At 46.9% G+C, this 26,000-nt stretch carries 23 protein-coding genes and 1 tRNA gene; 19 read left to right on the top strand and 5 right to left on the bottom strand.

Translation table 11 applies throughout. The features are described 5' to 3' along the window. Positions 1-2 precede the first annotated feature (2 nt). From ACIQZ3_RS03875 to ACIQZ3_RS03860, 4 genes are read left to right on the top strand one after another with little or no spacing between them, the layout of a single operon-like run. Positions 3-1,184: an MFS transporter gene (locus ACIQZ3_RS03875; RefSeq protein ID WP_397390513.1), complete on the top strand. Its 1,182-nt coding sequence runs from the start codon at positions 3-5 to the stop codon at positions 1,182-1,184. 29 nt (positions 1,185-1,213) lie between these two features. Next, positions 1,214-1,900, top strand: a complete 687-nt coding sequence (locus ACIQZ3_RS03870; RefSeq protein WP_397390511.1) for a dienelactone hydrolase family protein — start codon at positions 1,214-1,216, stop codon at positions 1,898-1,900. 30 nt (positions 1,901-1,930) lie between these two features. Beyond that, positions 1,931-2,716 carry a hypothetical protein gene (locus ACIQZ3_RS03865; RefSeq protein ID WP_397390509.1) on the top strand — a complete coding sequence of 262 codons (786 nt, stop codon included), beginning with the start codon at positions 1,931-1,933 and terminating at the stop codon, positions 2,714-2,716. A gap of 17 nt (positions 2,717-2,733) precedes the next feature. Beyond that, complete coding sequence (locus ACIQZ3_RS03860; RefSeq protein WP_397390507.1) at positions 2,734-3,231, top strand: hypothetical protein; 498 nt, start codon at positions 2,734-2,736, stop codon at positions 3,229-3,231. Between the two features lie 54 nt (positions 3,232-3,285). Here ACIQZ3_RS03860 and ACIQZ3_RS03855 read toward each other — a convergent pair. Then, positions 3,286-3,372: transfer RNA gene (locus tag ACIQZ3_RS03855), tRNA-Leu, on the bottom strand. Positions 3,373-3,515: 143 nt separating this feature from the next. On the opposite strand from ACIQZ3_RS03855, the gene rnr reads away from it, so the two are divergent. The 3 genes from rnr to ACIQZ3_RS03840 are packed head-to-tail and all read left to right on the top strand — an operon-like array spanning position 3,516 to position 6,936. Next, complete coding sequence (gene rnr, locus ACIQZ3_RS03850; protein WP_397390505.1) at positions 3,516-5,918, top strand: ribonuclease R; 2,403 nt, start codon at positions 3,516-3,518, stop codon at positions 5,916-5,918. Between the two features lie 29 nt (positions 5,919-5,947). Beyond that, a complete protein-coding gene (gene rlmB, locus ACIQZ3_RS03845; protein ID WP_397390503.1) occupies positions 5,948-6,703 on the top strand; it encodes a 23S rRNA (guanosine(2251)-2'-O)-methyltransferase RlmB in 756 nt (251 codons plus the stop codon). A gap of 32 nt (positions 6,704-6,735) precedes the next feature. Then, positions 6,736-6,936, top strand: a complete 201-nt coding sequence (locus ACIQZ3_RS03840) for a DUF2892 domain-containing protein (protein WP_397390501.1) — start codon at positions 6,736-6,738, stop codon at positions 6,934-6,936. Here the strand turns inward: ACIQZ3_RS03840 and trxC are convergent. Together trxC and tal are read right to left on the bottom strand one after the other, a co-directional pair. Next, on the bottom strand, positions 6,933-7,355 hold the full coding sequence (gene trxC / locus ACIQZ3_RS03835) for a thioredoxin TrxC (protein WP_397390499.1): 423 nt from the start codon (positions 7,353-7,355) through the stop codon (positions 6,933-6,935). The genes ACIQZ3_RS03840 and trxC overlap by 4 nt on opposite strands. 29 nt (positions 7,356-7,384) lie before the next feature. Further along, complete coding sequence (gene tal, locus ACIQZ3_RS03830; RefSeq protein ID WP_397390497.1) at positions 7,385-8,353, bottom strand: transaldolase; 969 nt, start codon at positions 8,351-8,353, stop codon at positions 7,385-7,387. Positions 8,354-8,462: 109 nt separating this feature from the next. Here tal and rpiA point away from each other — a divergent pair, with 109 nt between their 5' ends. After that, positions 8,463-9,173 carry a ribose-5-phosphate isomerase RpiA gene (rpiA, locus tag ACIQZ3_RS03825; protein ID WP_397390495.1) on the top strand — a complete coding sequence of 237 codons (711 nt, stop codon included), beginning with the start codon at positions 8,463-8,465 and terminating at the stop codon, positions 9,171-9,173. Between the two features lie 222 nt (positions 9,174-9,395). Here rpiA and ACIQZ3_RS03820 read toward each other — a convergent pair whose 3' ends face one another. Beyond that, positions 9,396-9,668 carry an oxidative damage protection protein gene (locus ACIQZ3_RS03820; RefSeq protein WP_397390493.1) on the bottom strand — a complete coding sequence of 91 codons (273 nt, stop codon included), beginning with the start codon at positions 9,666-9,668 and terminating at the stop codon, positions 9,396-9,398. Between the two features lie 66 nt (positions 9,669-9,734). After that, positions 9,735-11,099, bottom strand: coding sequence for an amino-acid N-acetyltransferase (gene argA / locus ACIQZ3_RS03815; protein ID WP_397390491.1), 1,365 nt, complete (start codon positions 11,097-11,099; stop codon positions 9,735-9,737). A 65-nt stretch (positions 11,100-11,164) separates the two neighbouring features. Here argA and hrpA point away from each other — a divergent pair, with 65 nt between their 5' ends. The 11 genes from hrpA to ACIQZ3_RS03760 all read left to right on the top strand — a co-directional run. Beyond that, positions 11,165-15,199: an ATP-dependent RNA helicase HrpA gene (gene hrpA / locus ACIQZ3_RS03810; RefSeq protein WP_397390489.1), complete on the top strand. Its 4,035-nt coding sequence runs from the start codon at positions 11,165-11,167 to the stop codon at positions 15,197-15,199. Between the two features lie 60 nt (positions 15,200-15,259). Continuing rightward, positions 15,260-16,288 carry a cytochrome D1 domain-containing protein gene (locus ACIQZ3_RS03805; RefSeq protein ID WP_397390583.1) on the top strand — a complete coding sequence of 343 codons (1,029 nt, stop codon included), beginning with the start codon at positions 15,260-15,262 and terminating at the stop codon, positions 16,286-16,288. 8 nt (positions 16,289-16,296) lie between these two features. Beyond that, positions 16,297-17,067: a polysaccharide deacetylase family protein gene (locus ACIQZ3_RS03800; protein ID WP_397390487.1), complete on the top strand. Its 771-nt coding sequence runs from the start codon at positions 16,297-16,299 to the stop codon at positions 17,065-17,067. 15 nt (positions 17,068-17,082) lie between these two features. Continuing rightward, positions 17,083-18,060 carry a sterol desaturase family protein gene (locus ACIQZ3_RS03795; protein ID WP_397390485.1) on the top strand — a complete coding sequence of 326 codons (978 nt, stop codon included), beginning with the start codon at positions 17,083-17,085 and terminating at the stop codon, positions 18,058-18,060. Between the two features lie 34 nt (positions 18,061-18,094). Then, entirely contained in the window at positions 18,095-18,934 is an 840-nt protein-coding gene (locus tag ACIQZ3_RS03790) for an EI24 domain-containing protein (protein ID WP_397390483.1), read from the top strand. A 21-nt stretch (positions 18,935-18,955) separates the two neighbouring features. Then, entirely contained in the window at positions 18,956-19,819 is an 864-nt protein-coding gene (locus tag ACIQZ3_RS03785; protein WP_397390481.1) for a competence/damage-inducible protein A, read from the top strand. 197 nt (positions 19,820-20,016) lie between these two features. After that, complete coding sequence (gene glnA / locus ACIQZ3_RS03780) at positions 20,017-21,432, top strand: type I glutamate--ammonia ligase (protein WP_397390479.1); 1,416 nt, start codon at positions 20,017-20,019, stop codon at positions 21,430-21,432. An 11-nt stretch (positions 21,433-21,443) separates the two neighbouring features. Then, entirely contained in the window at positions 21,444-22,580 is a 1,137-nt protein-coding gene (gene glnL / locus ACIQZ3_RS03775; protein ID WP_397390477.1) for a nitrogen regulation protein NR(II), read from the top strand. Further along, entirely contained in the window at positions 22,577-24,028 is a 1,452-nt protein-coding gene (ntrC, locus tag ACIQZ3_RS03770; protein ID WP_397390475.1) for a nitrogen regulation protein NR(I), read from the top strand. Before glnL ends, ntrC begins: the two co-directional genes overlap by 4 nt. Beyond that, a complete protein-coding gene (xth, locus tag ACIQZ3_RS03765) occupies positions 24,021-24,869 on the top strand; it encodes an exodeoxyribonuclease III (protein WP_397390473.1) in 849 nt (282 codons plus the stop codon). Before ntrC ends, xth begins: the two co-directional genes overlap by 8 nt. 139 nt (positions 24,870-25,008) lie before the next feature. Further along, a partial coding sequence (locus ACIQZ3_RS03760; protein WP_397390581.1) for an IS256 family transposase occupies positions 25,009-26,000 on the top strand: 992 nt, incomplete at its 3' end.

Here is a 26,000-nt window from a genome sequence, read left to right as displayed (position 1 = left end):
TCTTGTTCTCTTTGGCGGGTATTCAATTTACCCACATTCTGGATTTCATGATCATGATGCCTTTGGGCCCCGAATTTATTCGAGAGCTCAATATCAATACCCATCAGTTTGGTCTATTACTCTCTTCCTATACTTTTGCTGCTGCCATTGCCGGTGTCTTCGCTACGTATTTCGTAGACCGCTTTGAGAGAAGGGTGCTTCTTCTCAGTCTTTATGCCTGCTTCATTATTGCCACATTAGTTTGTGGTTTAGCCCCTGATTACCATTCGTTATCTATTGCCCGCGCATTTGCGGGTGCATTTGGTGGCATCTTGGGTTCACTGGTTCAAACCATCATTGCAGATTCAATTCCGTTCGAGCGCAGAGGCAAGGCTTTGGGTACGGTGATGTTGGCATTCTCTGTATCTACAGTTGCAGGTGTTCCCTTAAGTTTATTTTTAGCCAATAACATTCCATCCTTGGGGTGGCGTGCGCCATTTATCTTTATTGCTTTGGTGTCGAGCCTCATCCTGTATTTGGGCTATCGCAATATTCCTAAGATCTCTGGTCACCTGAGTCACACCCATGAGGGCAGTCGCCTTAGCCAAATCTGGACTATCTTTGTTGCTCATCAGCATCTACGCGCATTTATTTTTATGGGGCTGATTATGTTGACTGGGTTTTCTGTCACCCCTTATATCGCGCTCTATCTCACATCTAATGTGGGAATCGATAATTCTTATATCTCATTGATTTATCTTTGCGGAGGTATTGCGACGCTGATGAGTTCTCGCCTCATTGGTCATATGGCTGATAGTTATGGCAAGGTCAAGGTATTTAGGGTGCTAGCGGTAATTAGCTTAGTCCCTTTGCTCGTGACAACCAATCTGATGCCGGTGCCACTTTGGGTGGTATTGATTAATTCCACTGCATTCTTTGTTTTGGTTTCAGGCCGCATGATTCCAGCGATGGCGATTGTGAGTCAAGTAGTGGATGCCAAAATTCGAGGTACCTTTATGAGTCTTGTAGGTTCAGTGCAGATGCTGGCATCGGGTCTCGCTTCGGTTGCCGCTGGTGTAGTAGTCACCATTGGCACCGATGGGAAAATGGAGCACTACAACCTAGTTGGTTATGGTGCAGCTCTGTGTGGCTTGCTTACCTTCTGGTTGGTGGGCTATATTCATACCGATAAACAAGCCCAATAAACCCATTTATTTCCAATAGAGAGATTGACATGATTACATTTCAAAGACCAGACGGCGCTTCAGTTGAGGCTTATTTAATTGAGCCTGCTGATCCAAAAAATGCTCCTGGCGTAGTGGTGATTCAGGAGTGGTGGGGACTTGATGATGAGATTAAAAATGTCGCCAACCGTTTAGCGAAAGCTGGTTATCGTGCCTTGGTTCCGGATCTCTATCGCGGCAAACTGGCTCTCGAGGCAAATGAAGCGGAACACCTCATGAATGATCTCAATTTTGGTGACGCTGCCAGTCAAGATATCCGCGGTGCTGTTCAGTATCTCAAAGCAACCGGCAGCAACAAAGCGGCTGTCACAGGATTTTGTATGGGTGGTGCGCTTACGGTCCTATCTGCTGGGCTTGTTCCTGAGTCAGATGGAGCGGTGGTTTGGTACGGATATCCTCCATTAGGGTATGTTGATGCATCTGCCATAACAAAGCCGATGCTTGCACATTGGGCTCTTCATGATGATTTCTTCTCCATTGCTGGCGTTGATCAATTGGAGGAGAAGCTCAAGGCTGCTGGGGTCACATATGATTTTCAGCGCTACGACGCCAAGCATGCATTTGCTAATCCAAAGTCGGATTCGAGAGGTTTACCACCCCTACAGTACAACCCGGCTGCTGCCGATTTGGCCTGGGAGCGCACTATGAATTTCTTAAAAAATACTCTAGGTAATTAACAGTTAATTAATAGGCAATTAAGGGCATATATGTTTTTCAATTGGATTTATAAACGGAGCAATGTCCAGCTATTGATTATTTTGGTCTTGTTCTTTGTGGTTTTGTTGGATGTGATGCCACGCATTTTGCAGGCTATTCCGATGTTTGCTCCCACTCAAGACGGCACTCGATTGGGCTTGAGTCTTTTTGGGTCGATCATTACTTTAAGCGGCCTCTTAATTGGTTTCTTGTTAAACCAAGCGCAAACCAATTTTCGTGAAGTTCAATCCTTAGTCTCTAGGGAAGCTGGTCAAATTAATAATTTGGATCGCCTATTCGTTCGCTATGGAGATCCTGCAATCGCCCCTGCACGTAAAGAGCTATTTGAGTATATGAACTCGATTGTCTTTGATGGGTGGGATTTGATCAAGGGTGGACTAGGTAGCTCAAAGACCCATATGCTGTGGCGAGGAATCTCTCGCCAGCCCCTATCTTTGGAGCCGCATACCAATAGGCGGACTGCGATGTACACCGATATCCTCAAAAAAGTGGAAAAGGTTGCTGAAAGTAGGGAGTCACGAATTGAGCGCTCATCAGTGCGCCTGCCGAATTTATTTTGGGTAGTCATCACCATCTATATGGTGGCCTTGCTCGGCATTAATACCTTGCTCTTGCCATCTGACTCATTTTTTATGGGCTTGAAAATTTTGCCAGTAACCTTGGGTGCGTTTATTTCGCTTTTGGTAATTACAGATCAACCCTTTAAGGGTCGGAGTTGCGTAAAGGCTGACCCATTTCTTAAAATTATTGCGTCTATTAAAACTCGCACCGAATAATATTTACTTCATTTTTTATGCATCTTTTCTCCGAAAACCTCGCTGTTGAACTTTCTTCTTATTACCGCAACCTTGCCTTAGGGCATGGCGTGATTCCCAAGGTCTTCACCTTGGTGAACGGGGCGGGGGATCAATACCTCTTTTTTATTGATGATCTGCGCATGAGCAAAGATGGGGAGGATCAATTCTTAGCTTATATCGTTCAAGAGCATGAGGCGGTTTGCTACGCGCGAGGCACTTTAGTGGTTCTGGAGAAATCCCAGCAGTTGATTGAATTCGCAGTAATCGATCAGGATGACGCCGAAGCCATTGTGTGCTCAGCTCAATTAACGCGAGATATTGACGACAAACCAGTTGGACTAAGTGAGTTTGAAAAGACCTTGGCTCCCAAAAAGACCATCTTCTTTAGCGGTCTCTTTGACCCCATCAAGCTATCGGATGACAGAACAGAGGAGTTTGAAAGTCTTTGGGATGAAATGAAGCCCAAGATCTTGCATCGAATGATGGGGATTTAATCGCCTATTAAAAAGGGGCTATTTAGTCCCCATATCGGTCTTTGTAGGTGTATTTGGTGCCCAGGAAGGGACTCGAACCCCCACAACCTTACGATCGCCAGCACCTGAAGCTGGTGCGTCTACCAATTTCGCCACCTGGGCATGCCGTTATTATAAAGGTATGCGCCTTTTGGCCCACTTTCTAACCCCTTTTGGCTTTTCCCCTTCAGACTTGGTGGTTTGATACAGTAGCCTAAGCAACAATAATCATTGATATATAAGGCATGTATTGCCGAAGGAATTAAATGCGTAAAGCAAAAAACTTGGTGCCACGAGAGGCTGACCGCTTAGGTACAGTCCAAGGTCACCGAGATGGATTTGGTTTTGTGATCCCGGATGACGGTGGCGAAGATATTTTTCTTTCTGAAAGAGAAATGTCCCGCGTCATGCACGGCGATAGAGTTAATGTCAGGGTATTGGGAACAGATCGTCGTGGTCGACCAGAAGGTCAGATCGTCGATGTGATTTTGCATGCCAATAAAGTAGTCATCGGACGCCTCTTAAATGAGAATGGTGTTTTAATTGTTGCGCCGGAAGATAAACGTATCGGTCACGATATCTTGATTCCGCCAAAAGGTCAGGGCAACGCCAAATTAGGGCAAGTGGTCAGTGTCGAGATCATCGACTATCCAGATAGCTATCGTCAAGCGGTTGGTCGTGTTGTTGAAGTCTTAGGTGAGATTGATGATCCTGGCATGGAGATTGAAATCGCCGTCCGCAAATATGGCGTTCCTCATGAGTTTTCAGCGGCAGTAAAAAAAGAAGCAGATGCATTGCCTGACTCCGTTCAGCAATCCGATCTTGAAGGTCGAGTGGACTTGCGCGATGTTCCTTTGGTCACTATTGATGGCGCTGACGCTCGTGACTTTGATGATGCGGTGTATTGCGAGCCAGTCATGTACGGCAAGAGCAAAGCTTGGCGCCTGATTGTGGCCATTGCCGACGTATCTCATTACGTCAAGCCGGGTCAGCCCTTAGATGATGAAGGCCTCCTACGTGCAACCTCGGTGTATTTCCCAAGACGGGTGATACCAATGTTGCCAGAGAAGATCTCCAATGGTCTTTGCTCATTAAACCCTGGTGTTGATCGTCTGTGTATGGTGTGTGACTCTGTTGTGGATAACAACGGAGTAGTGCTGGCCTATCAGTTCTATCCAGCAGTGATGCATTCTGCACAGCGTTTTACCTATGACACAGTTTGGGAAGTGCTCTCTAATAGTAAAGGTCCAGAAGCTACACGTTTTGCTGAATTCAGGCCTTTACTGACCAACCTCTATTCTTTGTACAAAATTCTATTGGACGCACGTCAAAAGCGTGGCGCCATCGAATTTGAAACTACTGAAACCCAAATCATTAGCAATGAACTGGGCAAGATCCTGCGTATTGAGCCGCGTTTGCGCAATGATGCACATCGCTTGATTGAAGAGTGCATGTTGACGGCCAACGTTTGCGCTGCAGACTTTATTGATAAGAATAAGCATCTCAGTTTGTATCGCGTTCACGCTGAACCTTCTGAGGAAAAATTGGTTACCTTGCGTCAAGTTCTGCGCACCTCAGGTTTGTCCTTGGGCGGTGGTGAAAAGCCAAAACCAAAAGACTATGCCAAGCTGATGCGCGAAATCAAAGAGCGTCCTGATGCCAATATGCTTCAGTCCGTTGTGTTGCGCTCTATGCAGCAGGCCATGTACCAGCCGGATAACGAAGGCCACTTTGGTCTTGCTTATCCTGCGTATTCTCATTTCACGAGCCCAATCCGCCGCTATCCCGATCTATTGACCCATCGTGTCATTAAGGCAATTCTTTTGAAGAAGCCTTACACGCCAGTTTTGCCGCCAATGGTTCCGCTGAACCTGACTCTGCCGCGCAAGGGCAAAGGTCGTGAAAATGCAGTCAATGCCAAGAAGTCGCATAGCGATGCAAAAGAGGCTGTGGCCAATGGCACGCGTTTACCTAAATTACCCAAAGGCGCTAATGCCGCATTACCTATTTGGGGTCAATTAGGAGTTCACTGCTCATCCAATGAGCGTCGTGCCGATGAAGCATCTCGCGATGTTGAAGCTTGGCTCAAGTGCTACTACATGCGCGACCACTTAGGTCAGGAATACGCCGGCACAGTGACTGGTGTGGCATCTTTTGGCTTATTTATTCAACTAGAAAATCTCTTCGTTGAGGGCATGGTTCATGTCACCGAATTGGGTGGCGATTACTTCCAATATGACGAAGCTCGCCAAGAGCTCCGCGGGGAGAGAACGGGTATTCGTTATCGCTTAGGTGATCGCGTACATGTTTTAGTCAGTCGCGTTGATCTGGATGCTCGTAAGATTGAATTTAGTCTCGTCAAGTCCGTTGGCTTGGAGCCAGGTGGAACTACAAATCGACGTCAAATTGTTTTGGCTAGTGAGACCGGCAGGCCAAATAAAAAAGCATCGCCCAAAAAAGGCCGACCTGGTAGTAAAGAGCCGCAGAAGCATTCCGGTATTAATGTGAATGCCGCTAAGTCTGCCGGTAATCTCGGTGCCAATCAGTCGAAGAACCAAGCTGGACGAACAGCAAGTAAAGTTGCGAAGTCCGGCAAGCCTTCAAGACCCACTGGTAAGCCGGCTGGCACAAAGCCACCTGTTCGTAGCACTAAAGCGCGTCGTAAATAATTAGCAATACAGAATCGAGATAAGTAAAGATGAAGCAAATATTGGTTGGTTTTCATGCGGTACAAGCGCGCTTACGGGTGGATGCGGCAAGTCTAAAGTCGGTGTATTTTGATCCGAGTCGTCGTGATCGCCGTATGGGTGACTTTCTCAAGCAGGCCGAAGAGATCTTAGGTGAAAGATTGCATGCCGCCGACTCTGAGCGTCTTCATAAGTTAGCAGGGCATGATCGCCATCAAGGTGTGGTTGCTCTGGCTGAGAAGATAACGATTGCACGCACCATTACCGAAGTGGTAGAGGATGTAGAAAGCAATCAAAGTAAAGTCATGTTCTTGGTATTAGATGGCGTAACTGATCCCCATAACTTCGGTGCATGCTTGCGTGTGGCTGATGGCGCTGGTGTTGATGCGGTAGTCATTCCTAAGGATCGTTCGGCTTCCATTAATGCTACTGTGAGTAAGGTGTCTAGCGGAGCTTCTGAAGTCATGCCGGTGATTACGGTTACCAACTTGGTTCGTAGCATGAAAGAGATGCAGGAAGCCGGTGTTTGGCTTATTGGTACTGATGACGAAGCGGAAAAATCTATTTACGATCTGGATCTCACTGGTCCGATTGGGATTGTCATGGGTGCAGAGGGTGAGGGCATGCGCCGCTTAACCCGTGAAACTTGTGATGAGTTGGTACGTATTCCTATGAAGGGTGTAGTTGAGAGTTTGAATGTTTCTGTAGCAAGTGGCGTATGCTTGTATGAAGCGCTAAGACAGCGTTTGGCTAAAGAGGCTAAATAATCCGCATCACTTCATCTACTCAAGAGGCTGCTATGAAATGCAATATCGGACATACTGAACGCGTTCTACGAATGACCGTCGGCGTCACCTTGATGGGTTTAGCAGGTTTTGGAATTACTGGCCCCTGGGCTTGGATCGGCATCATCCCATTGCTAACTGGCATGATCGGAAATTGCCCGGCCTATAGCATTTTGGGTATCAATACTGCTGAGAAGTCAGTAGTAAAGCGTTAAGCAAGTAGTTGCTGTACAAAGTGCTCTAATTGAGCCGGAGGCAGTGCTCCGCTAATGCGGTGAACCTCTTCGCCATTCTTGAATTCCGCTAGCGTTGGTATTGAGCGGATATTCCACTGCGATCCAAGCAGTGGCTCTGCCTCGGTATTCACCTTTACAAAAAGCACTTGATTGGCGTGAGCAATAGCGCTTGTCTGAAAGGTTGGGCCAAACATCTTGCAAGGGCTGCACCATGGCGCCCAAAAATCCACTATCACTGGCATTACTGACTGAGTTACCAGCTCGCTGAAGTTTGTTGCTGTTGCATTAATGGGTAGCGATAGTAGCTCTTGCTCACAAGCTCCGCAGATAGGGGTCTGATTCAGCTTCTCAGCAGGAACTCGATTGCCTTTGTTGCAATGCGGACAATAAATAATCATCTTGACTCCTTGGTGAGCACTCTAAGGACTTAACTACTTAATAAAGCCTCGAGCTTTTCAGTATCGATACAGAAATTGCGTATTCCCTCTGCCAATTTTTCAGTGGCCATCGCATCATTATTCAACTGCAATCTAAAGTTGGATTCATCTAACTTGAGAGGGGGGATATTTTCACTTGCCAGCGCACTCGCTGCATTACTTGCATTGAGCTTTATTTCAACGGTTGCCGTGCTGATCTGAAGATCACCCAGCAACTCTGGACTGATGGTGAGCAAGTCACATCCGGCCAGCTCTAGAATTTGGCTGGTATTGCGGAAGCTAGCGCCCATGATTTCAGTGGCAATGCCAAAGTGCTTGTAATAGTGGAAGATGCGCTTGACGGATGTAACGCCAGGGTCATTTGCACCGCCGTTATCGACATCATTCCAATTGCTGCCGAGTTTGGCTTTATACCAATCAGTAATGCGGCCTACAAATGGTGAAATCAATTTCGCATTAACTGCGCCGCAAGCTGCAGCCTGAACCAAAGAGAAAAGCAGGGTCATATTGCAATGAATGCCTTCGGCCTCCAAAGCTTTTGCCGCCTGAATACCTTCCCATGTTCCTGCCAGTTTGATCAAGACGCGTTTGCGATCAATGCCATGAGACTCATACAGAGTGATGAGGTGTTTTGCTTTGGTAATGGTTGCCTGAGTATCAAAAGAAAGGCGTGCATCAACCTCGGTCGAAACTCTCCCTGGGACGGTCTTCAAAATCTCCAGGCCGAACGCTACCAGGATGTAGTCAACTAAATCGACTGGTTTCATGCCAGGATGGGCTGATTTAACTTGGTTTACCAAGGCCTGATAGTTGGCTTGCTGAGCAGCTTTCAGGATCAGGGATGGGTTTGTTGTGGCATCCTGCGGCTGGTATTCCCGCATGCGCTCAAAGTCGCCAGTATCGGCCACGACGGTAGTCAGTTGTTTGAGTTGGCTCAGTGCGGTAGCGTGGGAAGTCATCGGGATCTTGAATGCTCTTATTGAATTAATCAGTACAACAGATTGAATATCATATGATAGATGCATAAATAAGGCTGTTCCAGTTCAGATAAGGATATCGGGCAAGATCATGAATCAAGATCAACTAAAGCAATTAGTGGGTGAAGCGGCACGGGATGAGGTCTTAAAGCTATCTGCCGGTCAGATCTTGGGTGTCGGAACAGGATCAACTGCCAACTGCTTTATTGACGCCCTAGCACCCCATAAGGCACATTTTTTGGGAACGGTATCTAGCTCTAATGCCACGACTGAGCGCCTGCTAAAGCATGGCTTTAAGGTCTTGGATCCCAATGAGGTGGATCAGTTGCCCGCCTATGTTGACGGTGCCGATGAAATTGATCCTGCTGGTCACATGATTAAAGGTGGTGGTGGTGCCTTGACCCGTGAAAAGATTATTGCCTCGATGGCAAAGCAATTCATCTGTATATGTGACTCTTCCAAGCAGGTTCCGGCGCTGGGTAATTTTGCCTTGCCTGTGGAGATCATTCCCTTGTCCAAAGGAATTGTGACTCAAGAGCTGGCCAAGCTGGGTGGCACAGTAACACTCAGGATGGCTAAAGAGACTCGTTCAGATTTGGGACCGACGTCAAGCCAACCTTTTGTAACGGATAACGGTGGCTGGATTTTGGATGTTGCTGGCCTTAAGATTGCCAACCCAATCAAACTTGAAGCGCAAATCAATCAAATCGCTGGCGTAATTACAGTTGGCCTATTCGCAAAAGAGAAAGCCAATATTTTGCTGGTGAGCAATGCATCCGGTGTGAGCAGGATTACTTTTTAAATTAAAAAACCCGACGGGGCAGCAAGCTGATCCATCGGGTTTGTTTGCCATGATTCTTCATGGCGCAGGCAAAGGCAAGAAATTTAGTTCCCAATGCCCATAAGCACATAGATATGCTTACGAGTAGTGGCTTTCGCCAATGTAGCCAATCACGAGATCTGACCCACTACGTTTCAATCCTATACTTCTGGATTTGACTCGTCAAGCGATAGACAAAAATAATTATTCAGCTGGCGGTACGTAGCCCTGAGCCATGTCTGCACCGCCTTCAAAGAAGTATTTTTCAACCTGTTTGAGTAGGTATTGGCGAGCACGAGGGTCGGCCATATTTAGGCGATTCTCATTAATGAGCATGGTTTGTTGTTTTAACCAGTCGGCCCAGGCCTGCTTGGAAACTTGATTCCAAATCTTTTTACCAAGATCGCCGGGGAGTGGAGCAAAGTCCATGCCTTCAGCTTCTTTGTTGAGTTTGATGCATTGAACCATGCGTGCCATTTGTAATGCCTTTCAAATACTGTGTACTAAATCAAAAAAATATAAACCCAAGAGAGCTGTAAATACTTATAGATCTTTGGTAAGAACCATGGATTTGCGATCCCAGTTATAGATCTGCTTTCTTTCTTCGGGAAGATCGTCAACAGAGGCGCGCTTAAAGCCGCGCTTTAAAAACCAATGCTCTGTTCTGGTGGTTAAAACGAAAAGCTTTTTAATGCCTTCGCGTTTAGCCCGCATCTCAACACGCTTAAGTAAGCGCTCTCCATCTCCTGATCCTTGAACATCAGGATCTACTGCGAGGCAAGCAAGCTCGCCCACGCCATTGGGGAATGGGAATAGGGCAGCACAGCCGAAGAGAACGCGATCATGCTCAATAACAGAGAAGCGCTGAATATCACGCTCAATGACGTCTTGACCGCGAGCAGCCAAAATACCTTCTTCTTCAAGAGGGCTAGTCAACTGCAGAATGCCGCCAACGTCATCTTGATTGGCTTCACGCAAATTCTCAATATCGGATGAGGCCAACATCATGCCGATACCATCATGGGTAAATAGCTCTTCTAAAAGCGCACCATCTTGATTGCAAGGTAAGAAGTGGACGCGGCTAACACCAGCACGAATAGCTCTGCCGGAGATATTGAGTAAGTTCTTCATGCCTTGATCGAGCTCTGGATGCTGAGTTACATATTCTTGAAGTTGCGGCATAGAAAGTTCGGTAATGAAATCAGCATCGTCATCTTTTAAGCCAGCATACGGACTTAAGAAAATGAGTTTATCTGCTTTGAGTGCTGCAGCAGTTGATGCGGCAACATCTTCAAATGCTAGATTAAATGCCTGACCAGTTGGCGAGAATCCTAAGGGTGAGAGCAGCACAATCTTATTGCTATCTAGCGAAAGCTTGATTGAAGTCGAATCTACTTTACGCACCAAACCGGTGTGGATGTAATCAACACCTTCAACTACGCCTACAGGCATGGCGGTAATAAAGTTACCCGAGATCACTGACATGCGGGATCCTGCCATTGGCGTATTCGGAAGTCCGCGACTAAATGCCGCTTCAATATCCAAGCGCAATTCACCGGCAGCCTCTTTAACACACTCCAAGGCTGCAGCGTCAGTGATGCGGTAGCTGTGCATGGCACTCTTGCCAAACTGACTCTTCATATTGCGGAGCATTAACTGCTCCTCGATCTGCGGGCGGATACCGTGAACTAAAACAATACGCATGCCCATGGCATGCAACATGGCGATATCTTCAATCAGATTCTCGAGACCAATTTCCTGGGCTAATTCACCAGCAAAGGCGATTACGAATGTCTTCTCACGAAAGCTATGAATATAGGGCGCAACATCACGCAGCCATCCTACAAAAGGAAAGTTGGAGCTTGATTCTTCGGCGTTTGAGCCGGAGTTTGGTGCATTTGTTGGCATAGTGAGAAAATTATAGGGTGCAAGAGCCTATAAACCAACAAAAACCCGAAGCAAGCCCTACGACTGTGCCTGCTTCCAACACCTCACGACGGCTAGAAATTCGCTTTCCGGAGGAGTTGCCGGTTTCAAGCCAGCGTCAAATCATCAAGGATGCCTTGAGCACGCATCAGGTTGTGATCGTCTGCGGTGAGACCGGATCGGGCAAAACAACCCAATTGCCGAAGATCTGTTTGGATCTCGGTAGGGGCACTATTAACGGCGGCCGCCTCATTGGGCATACGCAGCCTCGCCGCATTGCTGCGACAGCCACAGCGAAGCGTATAGCCCAGGAGCTGGGCACACCAATCGGCCAGGATGTAGGTTATCAGGTGCGCTTTGCCGATAAGACCAGTCAAGGTGCCTCTATTAAGTTGATGACCGATGGAATCTTGCTGGCTGAGACTCAAAGAGACCCTCAACTTCGTGCCTATGACACCCTCATCATCGATGAAGCGCATGAGCGCAGTCTAAATATCGATTTTCTATTGGGATACCTGCGCCAGCTATTGCCTAAGCGTCCCGATCTCAAGCTCATCATCACCTCTGCGACCATCGACGCTAAGCGTTTCTCAGATCATTTCACCTTAAATGGCAAAGCTGCACCAGTCATTGAGGTGAGTGGTCGACTATTCCCGGTAGAGCAACGTTATGAGCCATTAGAGCCGGATGCTAAGCCAGATGGAAAAAAAGAGTCCAAAGAGGCCAAAGAAATTCCAGATGCAGTCGTAGAAGCGATTGCCAATGTCTGGCGAGAGGGTGCCTTAGGCGCTGGTGATGTCTTGGTATTCTTGCCTGGGGAGCGAGAGATTCGGGATTGTGCCGAAGCTCTACGCAAAGATCACGTCCTTCAGCAACGCTTTCATCCAGAGATACTGAGTCTCTTTGCCCGCCAATCGGTTGCGGAACAAGAGCGTGTTTTTAATCCTGGTAATGGTCGACGCATCATCTTGACTACCAACGTTGCGGAGACCTCATTAACCGTTCCTAATATTCGATATGTAGTTGATAGCGGTTTGGCACGCGTGAAGCGCTACTCCTATCGCAATAAGGTAGAGCAACTCCAGGTCGAGCCGATTTCGCAAGCGGCAGCCAATCAAAGGGCAGGACGTTGCGGTCGTGTGTCGGATGGTATTTGCATTCGTCTGTATAGCGAACAGGACTATATCAATCGTCCTAAATTTACCGATCCAGAAATTCTACGTAGTTCCTTAGCGGCTGTATTGCTTCGCATGAGCTCTTTGCGTTTACCCCGTATTCAAGAATTCCCATTCATTGATAAGCCTCTAGGTCGCGCGATTGCCGATGGTGTGCAACTGCTAGATGAGCTGGGGGCTATTGTTTATGACGAAGATTCTGCAGACGACAACAAAGATATCATCAACAGCTTCAAGTTAACCCCTACGGGCAAGCAGCTAGCAGAGCTTCCTCTCGATCCCCGGATTGGTCGCATGCTCTTGGCTGCTAAAGAGCAGAACGCCTTACGTGAAGTCACCATCATTGCATCTGCTTTAGCCACACAAGATCCCCGTGATCGACCGATGGATCAAGCTGCTGCTGCAGATCAAGCGCATTTACAGTTTGCAGATGAACGCTCTGAATTTTTAAGCTTTGTGAAGCTGTGGGATTGGTATCAGGATGCGCTGAAACATAAACATAGCAATCGCCAGTTAGAGAACTTATGCCGTAGTAAATTTTTATCTCCAAGACGTATGCGAGAGTGGCGTGATGTTCATGGTCAACTCCATACGATGTTGGGTGAAAAGGGTTGGAAAGAGAACCCCTCTGCCGCTACTTACGAACAAGTTCACTTATCTTTGTTGACGGGCTTGCTAGGTTACGTTGCAAAAAAAGAAGAGGATGAAAAATCCCAAGAGCGCGGTAGCAAGACGGGTGGTTATATTGGCGCGCGTGGTATTCGTCCATTTATTTGGCCAGGCTCAACTATTGGTAAGAAGGCTGGTGCTTGGATTTTGGCAGGCGAACTTCAAGAAACCAATCGGATGTATGCCCGAACGATTGCCAAGATTGAACCTCAGTGGGTTGAGAAGGTAGCAGTTCACCGCCTGATTAAATCTCTAAGCGATCCTTTTTGGGATAGTCGCCAAGGTGAAGTCATGGCATTTGAGCGCGGCACTTTGTATGGATTGCCGATTTATCACGGTCGTAGAGTGCGCTATGAGCCTCATAACCCAGAAGAAGCTCGCGAGTTATTTATTAGTCAAGCTCTAGTTCAAGAAGAAATGTTTGGGCGCATGGATACCCCAGCATTGATTCGAGAGACTGAGGCCGATGCAAGAAGGAAATATCCGGGCTGCTTCGAATTCTTCTGGCATAACCGCCGACTGATTAAAGAAATTGAGGCATTAGAGCATCGCTCCAGGCGTCCCGATGTCTTGGTGGATGATGATCTCCTACTCGCTTTCTATAACTCACGTATTCCGAAAGATGTCCTCAGTAGAGAGGGTATGAAAGCCTGGCTCAAGAAGGCAGCCAAGATCGAGGGCGCTAATGAAGAGGGTTCTGACAGTCTCCTACGTTTAGCTAAAGCAGATTTAATGCGTCATGAAGCTGCTGGTATTACAGTCGATCGTTATCCTAAAAAAATGATCGTTGGTGGTAGTGAGCTTAGTCTGACCTATCACTTTGAGCCTGGCAGCCCAAAAGATGGGGTCACCCTGGTTGTTCCCTTGACGCTCTTAAATCAGGTGGATGGCCGTCGCTGCGAATGGCTGGTGCCAGGCATGTGCGAAGAAAAAATTCACCTGCTACTCAAATCACTTCCCCAGAAATTACGTCGTCACTGTGTACCACTGCCGGAGTATGCAAAATCCTTCTTAGATCGTATGCTGGCAGAAAAGCAGTTTGGAGTGGGGGACTTTTTAGATAGTCTAATTACGGATATGCGTAAAGAGCGTGGTCTAGAAATTAAGCGAACGGATTTCAGGCCCGAATCCTTGCCACTGCATTCGTCTATGAATTTTCGACTAGTAGATGAACATGGTCGCCAGTTAGAGCTCGAGCGCAATTTATCCCGATTACGTGCTGAGTATGGAGAAACTGCCCGAACTGCATTTCAGGCAATAGCCCAACAAGCGGTGCAAGAGGAGTTAGGTGGTGAAGTTCCAGAAACCACTTCGAGCGCTTCTGTCAAAACAACTCAAACCACCAATACCTCTGCAGTAAAAAATGTAGAGCAGGGTGGTTACCGCAGCTGGGACTTTGGTGAACTACCGGAAACCCTGGAGATTCAAAAAGGTAATCGCACCTTATTTGGATATCCCGCATTAGTTGACCGTACAGAATCATGTGACCTTGAAGTGTTCGATGATTTGCTAGAGGCCAGAAAACACCACTGTCAAGGATTGCGAAGATTGTTTGCTTTGTCGAATAAAGACACGCTCAAGGCGTTACAAAAACAACTGCCTGGAATTCGAGAGCTGGGTTTGCTGTTTATTAATGTCGGTTCAGTAGATGGTTTGATTGAGCAAATTCTCAATCTTGCTTTGGAGCGAGCTTTCATGAATGATCCGCTCCCGGTGAATGCCGAGCAATTTGCAGGGCGCCTGCAAGCAGGTAAGCCACGCTTGGCTCTCATTGCTCAGGAGATTTCAAAGCATGCTTTGGCAGCTTTACAGGCCCATGCAGATCTTCAAAAGAAGCTAGCTCAGGCCAAGGCCGCCTCAGCTTCTGCGTATACAGACATTCAAACGCAAGTTCAGGGTTTGATATTCCCCAAATTCATATCAGATACTCCTTATGCACAGTTAGTGTATTTCCCACGATATCTCAAGGCGATTGCGATGAGGATCGACAAATTGCGCGCCAATCCTAGTCGTGATGCTCAGTGTCAAAAAGACTGGGAGTCTGTTGCTCGGCCATGGCAAAAGCTGGTTCAGGGGAGTCGTGGATCTGCGAACTATGCTATGTCTGAGGACCAGGCTTTGACGGATTTTCGCTGGCAACTGGAGGAATTAAGGGTAGCCCTATACGCCCAGGAATTAAAGACCCCAACCCCAATGTCCCTAAAGCGCTTAGAAAAGGTCCTGGCGAGCTTGCGGTAAGTCAAGTTTATCCACCGAAAGGAGGATAAAACAGGTATTCCAATGCTTACAATGACAGCTATGCATATTTATTTCAGTAAAGCCAAATTTGGCACTATTTCAGTCTTGACTGTTTTTACCCTGATCGGGTTCCAGAATGGCGTCTTTGCACAAGCCCCAGCAGCAGCTGACTCCAAAGGCGAGCCCAAATTAGCAGTCGTGCTGAACTCAGGCGAAGCAACAGTCAGTTTGATCGATATGCCGAGTCGCAAAGTGATTAAGACTGTGCTGGTTGGTAAAGAGCCCCATCACTTGATGATGACTCCAGATCAAAAGACGCTACTGATTGCAAATGCAGCAGGCAATGATGTTGTCCTTATGAATCCCACCACTGGTGAGCTAACAGGCAAGATTCCTGACATTATTGATCCGTACCAAATTGGCTATTCGCCAAATCATAAGTGGTTTGTTGCAAACGGCAATCGCTTGGATAGGGTGGATGTCTATCACGCTCAAGGTGCAGATCTGAAGTTAGCTAAGTCCGTTAAGTTAGGCAGGACACCAAGTCACGTTGCATTTACAGCGGATAGCAAGATTGCATTTATTACCCTGCAAGACTCCAATGAATTAGCAGCAATTGATTTGGATAGTCAGACTGTGCTTTGGAAAATGGCAACTGGCAAAGTACCTGCTGGCGTTTGGATGACGCCAGGCGATCAATATCTTTTGGTAGGCATTACTGGCGAAGATAATGTTCACGTCATTGATTGGAAGAATCGCAAAGAAGTAAAGAGAATCGTGACTGGGAAGGGTGCTCATAACTTCCGTCCCTTGGGTGATAAAAAACATGTGTTCGTCAGCAATCGCATTGCGTCCACCATTAGCCTAATTAATATGCAGACCTTGGAAAAGGTGGGTGATATTACTGGCCTGCCTGCAGGCCCAGATGATATGGAGATTACGCCTGATGGAAAAACGATGTGGGTCACATTCCGCTTCTCCAAAAAGGCGGGAGTGATTGATATTCCATCAATGAAGTTGGTAACTGTGATTCCAGTTGGTAAATCCCCGCATGGTGTCTTCTTTACCCCTCGCGCTGGCTGGGAATAAGCTAGGCAATGCTTTTTAAGGCCTCGTTTATAAGACTTGTAGTAATTCTAGCTTTAGCATTTTCTGCATCGCTTGGATTTGCACAAGAGTCACATTGCAAAAAAACGATTTACCTCACCTTTGATACCGGCAATATGTCTGTTGCTCAGACGGTTGCAGACATATTAAATCGCCAAAAAATCAAAGCCACTTTTTTTCTTGCAAATGAAAAAACCAATCGCGGTGATTTTTCTCTAGATGATTCCTGGAAATCTTTTTGGCAGGACCGTGTTCGGGAAGGTCATCATTTTGGTAGCCATACCTATGACCATCTGTATTTCGTCAAAGACGGCCCCAGTGGAGAGATCTTTGCAAAGCCACAGTTTGGTTCCAAGGCTGGCGTGATGAGTCTATATAACGAAGCAAGCTATTGCCGAGAAATCAGACGGGTAGATGAACGATTCAAAGAGCTAACTGATAACAATATTCAGAAAATCTGGCGCGCACCAGGTGGTAAAACTTCCCCTCGTTCAATTAGGATGGGTAGTCAATGCGGTTACCAGCACATGGGCTGGAGCCCGGCCGGCTTTCTGGGTGATGAGTTGAGTTCGCAGACCCACCCCAATCAGACTCTTTTGGACGGGGCAAGTAGTCAACTTCAAGATGGCGATATCACCATGGCCCATTTGGGTATTTGGTCGCGCAAGGACCCTTGGGCGCCAGCCGTTTTAGAGCAACTGATTGTGAATTTGAAAGCTCGCGGCTTTTGTTTTGCAACCCTGCCAAAACAGGATAAATAAGTCACAATTAGGCATATGGATTCCAATCCCTTAATAGCCGCCATCTCATCAGCCTACGCTAGCACGCAAGAATTCTTGTTCGCTAATGTAGCGGGACCGATTCTTTATCAATTCGACCTCATGTCGATGGCTGAGGATGTTTTTGATGGCATCGATTGGTTTTTATTTGGCTGCATTCAGATCTTGCTAATTGCTATGATCCTGCGCACTTGGGAAAGATTTTCTCCGGCGGAGATGCAGGAGAGTTCCGCCAAAAGCTCTAAATCAGATATTTTTTATACCTTGTTTCATCGACTGGGTATTTTTCACGGTTTGATCTTTCTAACCTTATCGGGATTTTTCTTTCAGGTTGACTCCGTTCTGCATGACTTCCGATTTGGCAGGCTCAATGTAGAGTCATGGTGGCCTTCGGTAACATCAATCCCCTTGGTCAGCTTTTGCATCTATTTTGTTTTGCTAGACCTGGTAGAGTATTTATATCACCGCGCTTCACACACTTTTAATTGGTGGTGGCAATTGCATGCCTTGCATCACAGTCAAACTGTAATGACAGCATGGTCTGATGATCGAAACCATATTCTCGATAGCATCTTGCATGCAGTCGTGTTTGCTTTCTTTGCATTACTTTTTGGAGTATCTCCAAGTCAGTTTATTTTGCTGGTGGTATTAAGTCAGTTTATTCAGAGTTGGCAGCACGCCAATCTGAAGATTCATCTTGGCTCTTTTAAATATCTACTGGTATCGCCGATGTATCACCGGATGCATCACGCAGTAGGTTATGGCCATGAGGCTAAAGGTAAGGTGGGCGTTTTGGGCGGCTGCAATTTTGGTGTCTTGTTTCCGTGGTGGGACATGATCTTCAGTACTGCAATCTTCCCCAAAGAAGTTCATCCAACCGGAGTCAGGGATTTGACTATTTCACACAATGTATTGCAGCAGCAGTGGCAAGGCCTGATGCATGCAGTACGCGAAATTTTTCCTAAGACGAAGTAAATAAACGGCAGTTCACTGGCAGCAATGGAAATCTATGGATAGCATGCAGCAGGTATTTAAGTCTTTTGGCTTAGCTTTAGTCGGCACGATGCACCCCAAAATGCTCTGGTTCACTCTGCGCCCATTTTTGATTGTCTCTGTCCTGTGGGGCTGCTTAATTTGGCTAACTTGGACGCCGGCATTGGAGATGCTCAACATCTTTTTAACAACATCCATGTTTACTAGCTGGATTCAGGATGGTTTGATTTGGGCTGGCTTCGAGAGCGCACGCGCATGGATCGCACCCCTCTTTTTTGTCATGTTGCTCACCCCATTAATTTCCATCAGCCTTTTAGTCTTTATTGCTTTCACGACGGTTCCTGCCATTGTTAAAAGAGTTTCTCGACAGCATGCTTACAAAGATCTTGAGAGAAGAAGGGGTGGTGGGTTATTCGGAAGCTTTGTTTACACCATTTGGTCCGCCTTAATTTGTTTGGCGTTAGTGATGTTGACTTTACCGGTGTGGTGGATACCGCCCTTAGTTGCGGTTTTGCCGCCGCTACTGTGGGGTTGGTTAACTATGCGATTAATGTCATATGACGTTCTGGCTCAGCATGCCACTTCGCAAGAGCGTGATACGCTTTTACATCAGCATCGTTGGCCGCTATTAGCCATGGGAATTGCTTCTGGCATGCTTGGAGCTGTGCCGACATTCTTTTGGGCAACCTCAGCATTAGCTTTAGTTTTATTTCCTGTGGTGGGTTTTTTTGCCCTTTGGATTTATTCCGTAATCTTTGTGTTTGCAGCACTATGGTTCACACACTACCTGCTTGAATCCTTAAAAGATTTACGCAGAAACGAGTTGGATCAATCTTTAAATATGAAGCACGTGTAATCGATATGGAGCTCCCGTACCATGTTTGAGGTGTCAAAACAGGTCAGCATTGATGCGCTCGAGGTCAAAGCTCGTCACTTTGGTTTGATTGTGATTGGTGATGAAATTTTGTCAGGCCGTCGCCAGGATAAGCACTTAAGTAAATTAATCGAACTTTTGAATGAACGTGGCTTGAGTCTATCTTGGGCTAAGTATGTTGCAGATGATCCCGAGCAAATCACCGCAACCCTGAAAGACAGCTTTGCAAGTGGTGATGTTGTTTTCAGTACCGGTGGTATTGGTGCCACCCCGGATGACCATACTAGGCAATGCGCCGCTTTGGCGCTAGGTACGAAAACCGAGTTGCATCCAACTGCGCAAGAATTGATCGCGGGACGCATCCAATCTATGGCAGAAGGGGATCCTCTAAAAGCGGATCTCAACACTCCTGAAAACCAGCACCGCTTCAAGATGGGTGAATTCCCGATTGGTAGCGACATCATCCCAAATCCTTACAACCAGATTCCTGGCTTTTGTATCCGCGAGCACTATTTTGTCCCCGGCTTTCCAGTAATGGCTGCCCCCATGATGGCCTGGTGTCTGGATACTCATTATCAAAACCTTTTTCATCGTGAAAACTGGGCCGAGCAGAGTTTTATTGTTCCCAAGGGTATTGAATCAACCTTAACGCCTTTAATGGAGCGCATTGAAGCCACATTCCCGGGCGTGAAGGTCTTTAGTCTTCCATCCGTTGGCGACGCATCTAAGGGGGGTGTTTATGCCGATCGTCATATCGAACTAGGCATTAAAGGCAATGCCAATTTACTCGATACTGCCTGGATTGCTTTGCGCACGGGTACTGAGGGGTTAGGTTATGTAATTCATGATATTTCTAAATCTGACTAAGCACTACTTTGGTGCAAATATAGTCTTTTTTAGGTTTTAGAGGGGTATTTCAGCACTTAATTAGTGCAATAATGACTGTTCCCGTTTGTTTGCTTCAGTAAATTAGATACATCCCAAGGGCATATTTGATGCCTGGAATAAACAAGGGTGTACACCTTAGGTTTGTATTCCGAATTTAGTTAATAGAGGAGATTTGCATGACAAAGACCGTCGCTGATGTGATGAAGTTAGTTAAAGAGAAAGAATGTACTTTCGTTGATTTCCGCTTTGTAGATACAAAGGGTAAAGAGCAACACACAACAGTACCTATTTCCCATTTTGACGAAGACAAATTTGAGAGCGGTCATGCATTTGACGGTTCATCTATTGCTGGTTGGAAGGGTATTGAAGCTTCTGACATGCTGTTGATGCCCGATCCAACAGCTTGCTACATCGACCCATTCTATGAAGAGCCAACATTGGTAATCACATGTGATGTGATCGAGCCTTCAGATGGCAAAGGTTACGACCGTGACCCACGTTCGATTGCGAAACGTGCTGAGTCTTATTTGAAAAGCACTGGCCTAGGTGATACAGCTTATTTTGGTCCAGAGCCAGAATTCTTTATTTTTGACGGCGTCCGTTGGGGTGCTGACATGCAAGGTTGTTTCGTTAAGGTAGATTCTGAAGAGGCCCCATGGTCTTCAGCTGCTGAACTCGAAGGTGGCAACACTGGTCACCGTCCAGGTAAAAAAGGCGGCTACTTCCCAGTTGCTCCAGTAGATACATTCCAGGACATGCGTTCTGAAATGTGTTTGATCCTCGAATCTTTAGGCATTCCTGTCGAAGTTCACCACCATGAAGTTGCTGGCCAAGGCCAAAATGAATTGGGTACTAAGTTCAGCACATTGGTAGAGCGCGCTGACTGGACTATCTGGCAAAAGTATGTAATTCAAAACGTTGCGCATGCTTACGGCAAGACGGCAACATTTATGCCTAAGCCTATCGTTGGCGATAACGGTTCTGGTATGCACGTTCACCAATCTATTTGGAAAAACGGCGAGAACTTGTTTGCTGGTAATGGCTACGCAGGTTTGTCAGAGTTCGCATTGTTCTACATCGGCGGCATCATCAAGCACGCTAAAGCACTGAACGCAATTACCAATCCAGGTACAAACTCATACAAGCGTTTGGTTCCAGGCTTTGAGGCTCCAGTGAAGTTGGCTTACTCAGCACGTAACCGTTCTGCTTCTATTCGTATTCCACACGTTCCTAGTCCTAAGGGTCGTCGTATTGAGACTCGCTTCCCTGATCCATTGGCTAACCCATACCTCTGCTTCTCAGCATTGATGATGGCAGGTCTTGATGGTATTCAAAACAAGATTCATCCAGGTGAAGCTGCGGACAAGAACTTGTATGACTTGCCACCAGAAGAGGATGCAAAGATCCCAACCGTTTGTGCAAGCTTGGAAGAAGCGTTAGAAGCTTTGAACAAAGACCGTGAGTTCTTAACTCGTGGTGGTGTCTTTACAGATTCTATGATCGACGCATATATCGCTTTGAAGATGGAGGATGTCACGCGTTTCCGTATGACTACTCATCCGATCGAATTCGATATGTACTACTCCCTGTAGGCGAAGGAGAAATGTTGAGCGCAGGTCTGTTGCGCAATTCGTTCAAAGGGGCAGCTTCGGCTGCTCCTTTTTTTCCGACATTGCTTGATCAGATGCCTAATGCCATTGTGGTATTCGAGGCTGAGAACCAACAATTGGTTTACGTAAACCCGGCTGCAGAGTCTGCGCTGGATCTTTCGCGAAAATCTCTTGAGGGGCAGTCTGTACACAATCTGTTCGGTGATAACGAGTCTATTAAGCGCATGATCGAGGAAGTTAAAGCGGGACACGTATCCGCTCAGCGCCAAGAGATGGTGCTGCATTCTTTGCCAGGTAGCATTCACCAGGAATCAATTCCGGCACATGTGGTTGTAGCTAGTCTTGAAGATCCAACTCTGATCATGATGGAATGGTTTCCGATAGATCAACAATTGCGAAGTGAGCGCGATGAACGCGTGACGCAACAAGTTGAAGCAAATAAGCAGCTCATGCGCAACCTAGCGCATGAAATTAAAAACCCTTTGGGCGGCATTCGAGGTGCCGCTCAATTGCTGGAGTTTGAGTTTCCAGAAAAAAGCTTGCGTGAATACACTCAAGTCATCATTAAAGAATCAGATCGCCTGCAAAACTTGGTGGATAGATTGCTCGCCCCGCATCGCAAGGCGCACGCCATGGAGTCCTTTAATGTCCACGAGGCATTGGAGCGCGTACGTAGCTTGGTCTTGGCTGAGTTTCCAAAAGGTTTAAGAATTATTCGTAACTACGACACTAGCTTGCCTGAAGTGCTCGGTGATCGTGAGCAGTTGATTCAGGCAGTCTTAAATATTGCCCACAATGCTGCACAGGCTTTATCAGAAGAAATGCAGCAGGGCATTGCCCAAATTGAATTGAAGACGAGGGTTGCTCGCTCTGTCACTATTTCGAAGCAACGCTACAAGATGGCGATGGACTTACATGTAATTGATAACGGGCCTGGCATTCCAGATGATATTCGCGAGCGAATTTTCTTTCCGCTAGTTTCTGGCAGGGATGGCGGCAGCGGTCTTGGACTCACCCTAGCTCAAACTTTTGTGCAGCAGCATCAAGGCTTCATTGCCTGTGACAGCCGTCCTGGACGGACTGACTTCCATATTCAAATTCCTTACCGTAGGCAGGAGAAAGTATTATGAAACCCGTTTGGATCGTTGATGATGACCAGTCAATTCGTTGGGTATTGGAGAAGGCGCTGACTCGTGAGAGTATTCCCCATAAAAGCTTTTCCAACCCTAATGATGTACTCGATGCGTTGGATAAAGAAGCTCCGCAAGTATTAATTTCGGATATTCGTATGCCACGCGGCAATGGTTTGGATCTTTTGCAAAACGTCAAAGAATCTCATCCTATGCTTCCGGTCATCATTATGACGGCATACTCGGATTTAGATTCAGCAGTCTCATCTTTTCAAGGTGGCGCATTTGAATACCTCACTAAGCCATTTGATATTGATAAAGCGGTAGAGTTGATTCGTCGCGCTATAGAGCAGAGTGAGCGCAATCAATCCGGCAATAAAGAGATGAATGGCTGGAGACAGGATTCAACCGAAATTATTGGCCAAGCTCCGGCAATGCAAGAAGTTTTCAGAGCTATTGGTCGTTTGGCTCAGTCTCATTCAACAGTCTTAATTACTGGGGAATCTGGCACCGGCAAGGAGCTGGTAGCGCAGGCTTTACATAAACATAGCCCGCGCGCTAAGGGTCCATTTGCAACCTTTAGCACTGCAGCAGTCCCTAAGGATTTATTGGAGTCAGAATTATTTGGTCATGAGCGTGGAGCCTTTCCTGGAGCATTGACATTGCGTCGTGGACGTTTTGAGCGGGCTGACGGCGGCACCTTATTTTTGGATGAGATTGGGGATATCCCTTTTGATCTGCAAACTCGTTTATTGCGCGCTTTAACTGACGGTCATTTTTATCGTGTTGGCGGGCAAGATCCCATCAAGGCAAATGTGCGCATCATTGCTTCAACACACCAAAACTTAGAAGCCCGTGTTGCTGCTGGCGCTTTCCGTGAAGATTTGTTGCATCGCTTAAATGTGATTCGTTTGCGGATGCCAGCTTTGCGAGAACGTGCTGAAGATATTCCGGTTCTAGCACGTCATTTCATGTTGTCTTGTGCCAAGTCTTTTGGTGTAGAGCCAAAAAAACTGTCGGATGATGTCTTAAAAGAAATCGGCGTTAGGCCATTTCCAGGAAATGTGCGCCAATTAGAAAACCTCTGCCATTGGTTAACAGTGATGACCCCATCCAATGTGATTGGGGTAAGTGATTTACCGGCTGATATTTTGGCAGAGGCCGGTGAACAGCCTGTTTTATTGCAAGGTGAATCCAATCCCTCCACTCCAGTTGCGGTTAGGGGCACTTCGGTGGATTGGGAGGGTGGCTTAGGTCGACTGGCAGTCAAAATGCTCCAAGACGGCGACGCTGAAGTGTATGACATTCTGTGTTCTAAGTTTGAAAAAGCAGTGCTGCAAGCAGCCTTAGAAGTCACTCGGGGAAGAAGGGTTGAGGCAGCTCAGCGCCTTGGTATTGGTCGCAATACGATCACTCGGAAATTGCAGGAGCTCGGTATTGATGGCTGAGTCGATTCGAATAGCGGCCTGGAACGTTAATTCAATTAAGGTACGTTTACCCCAAGTACTCCGGTGGCTGCAAGATCAAGAAAAAGCCAAGAAGCCAATTGATGCTCTTTGCCTTCAGGAATTAAAGCTAACCGATGATAAGTATCCGCACGCAGAGTTAGAGGAGGCGGGGTACATCAGTATTGCTGCCGGACAAAAGACGTATAACGGCGTGGCGATTATTGTTCGTAAAGCTGCATTAGCGCCGATTGCTACGGATCATGAAACCACTTTCCTTAAGCCAATCAGAAATATTCCCGGCAATGTGGATGAGCAACAGCGCATCTTGGCTGCTACCGTTTGTTTCAAGGGAGTGCAACCTATTCGCCTCATATCGGCATATTTTCCTAATGGTCAATCGCCCGATAGCGACAAATTCCAATACAAGTTGGGATGGCTTGCAGCGCTGGAAGATTGGTTAAAAGAAGAGTTGACTCAAAATACCCGTTTAGCGCTCTTAGGGGACTTTAATATCGCCCCTACAGATGATGATGTGCATGACCCATCGAAGTGGATCGGCCAAAACCTAGTGTCTCCTCAAGAGCGGGATGCATTTCAGCGTTTATTGAATTTAGGCTTAACGGATTCTTTCCGTATGTTTGAACAAGTGCCTAAATTGTTTAGCTGGTGGGATTACCGCATGATGGGTTTTAGAAGAAACGCTGGAATGCGGATTGATCATATTCTGTTAAGCGAAGCGCTAAAGGTGCAATGTAGCGCTAGCATTGTGGATAAGGAGCCTAGAACCTGGGAGCAGCCTTCTGACCATGCTCCAGTAATTGCGGAGATTAAACAGTCTTAATGTGAGGGCCTAGCGCTTACATTGGGACAGCATTCTAAATCTTGCTTTATTCTTAATAGAAGACCCTGTAAATAAATTTGTGTAAGTTCCTGCGGCCAATGAACCTTCATAGAAGGAGAGCCACATGGAACACAGCACAATGGATCGTAGTAAATTACAAGCCTTAGCCAACGAACTGGCCAAGGACCTCAAGACTCCAGAGGATTTAAATATCCTTTCACAGGAGTTGGTTAAGCTCACGGTAGAAGCAGCTTTAAATGCGGAGCTGACCCACCATCTGGGTTATGAGAAGCATCGCAATCGGCCTAGTGGTAATGCGCGCAATGGTATTACTAGCAAACGCCTTAAAGGCTCCCATGGCGAGGTGGCTATTGACACCCCCAGAGATCGAGATGGCAGCTTTGAGCCACAACTGCTTGCTAAGCACCAAACCCGCTTAACCAGCATGGATAGCCAGATTTTGACGCTCTACGCCAAAGGCTTATCCACCAGAGAGATCGTCGATGCTTTTAAGGGGGTGTACGATGCCAACGTTTCGGCTACGCTCATCTCCCAGGTGACGGACAAAGTCATTGAGCAAATCACTGACTGGCAGGCCAGGCCGCTCAATGCCATCTACCCGATTGCGTATTTGGACTGCATAGTGGTCAAAATCCGCGAGAACCTGCAAGTCATCAATAAATCGATTTACCTGGCTCTAGGGGTCGATATGGACGGACATCAGGAGCTATTAGGTCTATGGATCTCCGAGAACGAGGGAGCCAAGTTCTGGCTATCCGTACTGACAGAGCTCAAGAGTCGTGGTGTGCAAGATATTCTCATTACCTGCATTGATGGACTCAAAGGCTTTCCACAGGCCATTGCCAGCGAGTTTCCACAGACCCGTATTCAGCTATGTATTGTGCACATGGTGCGCAACAGCCTAAAGTACGTTTCTTGGAAAGATTACAAGGCGGTCACCGCTGATATCAAACGTATTTATCAGGCCAGCACCGAAGCGCTGGCTCAAAAAGCGCTAGAAGAGTTTGGCACCACCTGGAACAGCCAATATCCGCAGATCGCTAAATCCTGGACTAGTCACTGGGAGCACTTACGAGCCTTATTGGATTATCCGCCGGAGATCCGCAAGGC

The sequence above is a fragment of the Polynucleobacter sp. genome (assembly GCF_044342855.1).
GTDB lineage: Bacteria > Pseudomonadota > Gammaproteobacteria > Burkholderiales > Burkholderiaceae > Polynucleobacter.
The sequence above is the reverse complement of the archived record's forward strand: the minus strand, read 5'-3'. Positions and strand labels throughout refer to the sequence as shown.

What these genes read in the sequence shown, in the direction of transcription:
- ACIQZ3_RS03870 (WP_397390511.1), top strand. Translation starts at nt 1,214, where the DNA reads ATGATTACATTTCAAAGACCAGACGGCGCTTCAGTTGAGGCTTATTTA.
- ACIQZ3_RS03865 (WP_397390509.1), top strand. Translation starts at nt 1,931, where the DNA reads ATGTTTTTCAATTGGATTTATAAACGGAGCAATGTCCAGCTATTGATT.
- ACIQZ3_RS03860 (WP_397390507.1), top strand. Translation starts at nt 2,734, where the DNA reads ATGCATCTTTTCTCCGAAAACCTCGCTGTTGAACTTTCTTCTTATTAC.
- rnr (WP_397390505.1), top strand. Translation starts at nt 3,516, where the DNA reads ATGCGTAAAGCAAAAAACTTGGTGCCACGAGAGGCTGACCGCTTAGGT.
- rlmB (WP_397390503.1), top strand. Translation starts at nt 5,948, where the DNA reads ATGAAGCAAATATTGGTTGGTTTTCATGCGGTACAAGCGCGCTTACGG.
- ACIQZ3_RS03840 (WP_397390501.1), top strand. Translation starts at nt 6,736, where the DNA reads ATGAAATGCAATATCGGACATACTGAACGCGTTCTACGAATGACCGTC.
- trxC (WP_397390499.1), bottom strand. Translation starts at nt 7,355, where the DNA reads ATGATTATTTATTGTCCGCATTGCAACAAAGGCAATCGAGTTCCTGCT.
- tal (WP_397390497.1), bottom strand. Translation starts at nt 8,353, where the DNA reads ATGACTTCCCACGCTACCGCACTGAGCCAACTCAAACAACTGACTACC.
- rpiA (WP_397390495.1), top strand. Translation starts at nt 8,463, where the DNA reads ATGAATCAAGATCAACTAAAGCAATTAGTGGGTGAAGCGGCACGGGAT.
- ACIQZ3_RS03820 (WP_397390493.1), bottom strand. Translation starts at nt 9,668, where the DNA reads ATGGCACGCATGGTTCAATGCATCAAACTCAACAAAGAAGCTGAAGGC.
- argA (WP_397390491.1), bottom strand. Translation starts at nt 11,099, where the DNA reads ATGCCAACAAATGCACCAAACTCCGGCTCAAACGCCGAAGAATCAAGC.
- ACIQZ3_RS03805 (WP_397390583.1), top strand. Translation starts at nt 15,260, where the DNA reads ATGCATATTTATTTCAGTAAAGCCAAATTTGGCACTATTTCAGTCTTG.
- ACIQZ3_RS03800 (WP_397390487.1), top strand. Translation starts at nt 16,297, where the DNA reads ATGCTTTTTAAGGCCTCGTTTATAAGACTTGTAGTAATTCTAGCTTTA.
- ACIQZ3_RS03795 (WP_397390485.1), top strand. Translation starts at nt 17,083, where the DNA reads ATGGATTCCAATCCCTTAATAGCCGCCATCTCATCAGCCTACGCTAGC.
- ACIQZ3_RS03790 (WP_397390483.1), top strand. Translation starts at nt 18,095, where the DNA reads ATGGATAGCATGCAGCAGGTATTTAAGTCTTTTGGCTTAGCTTTAGTC.
- ACIQZ3_RS03785 (WP_397390481.1), top strand. Translation starts at nt 18,956, where the DNA reads ATGTTTGAGGTGTCAAAACAGGTCAGCATTGATGCGCTCGAGGTCAAA.
- glnA (WP_397390479.1), top strand. Translation starts at nt 20,017, where the DNA reads ATGACAAAGACCGTCGCTGATGTGATGAAGTTAGTTAAAGAGAAAGAA.
- glnL (WP_397390477.1), top strand. Translation starts at nt 21,444, where the DNA reads ATGTTGAGCGCAGGTCTGTTGCGCAATTCGTTCAAAGGGGCAGCTTCG.
- ntrC (WP_397390475.1), top strand. Translation starts at nt 22,577, where the DNA reads ATGAAACCCGTTTGGATCGTTGATGATGACCAGTCAATTCGTTGGGTA.
- xth (WP_397390473.1), top strand. Translation starts at nt 24,021, where the DNA reads ATGGCTGAGTCGATTCGAATAGCGGCCTGGAACGTTAATTCAATTAAG.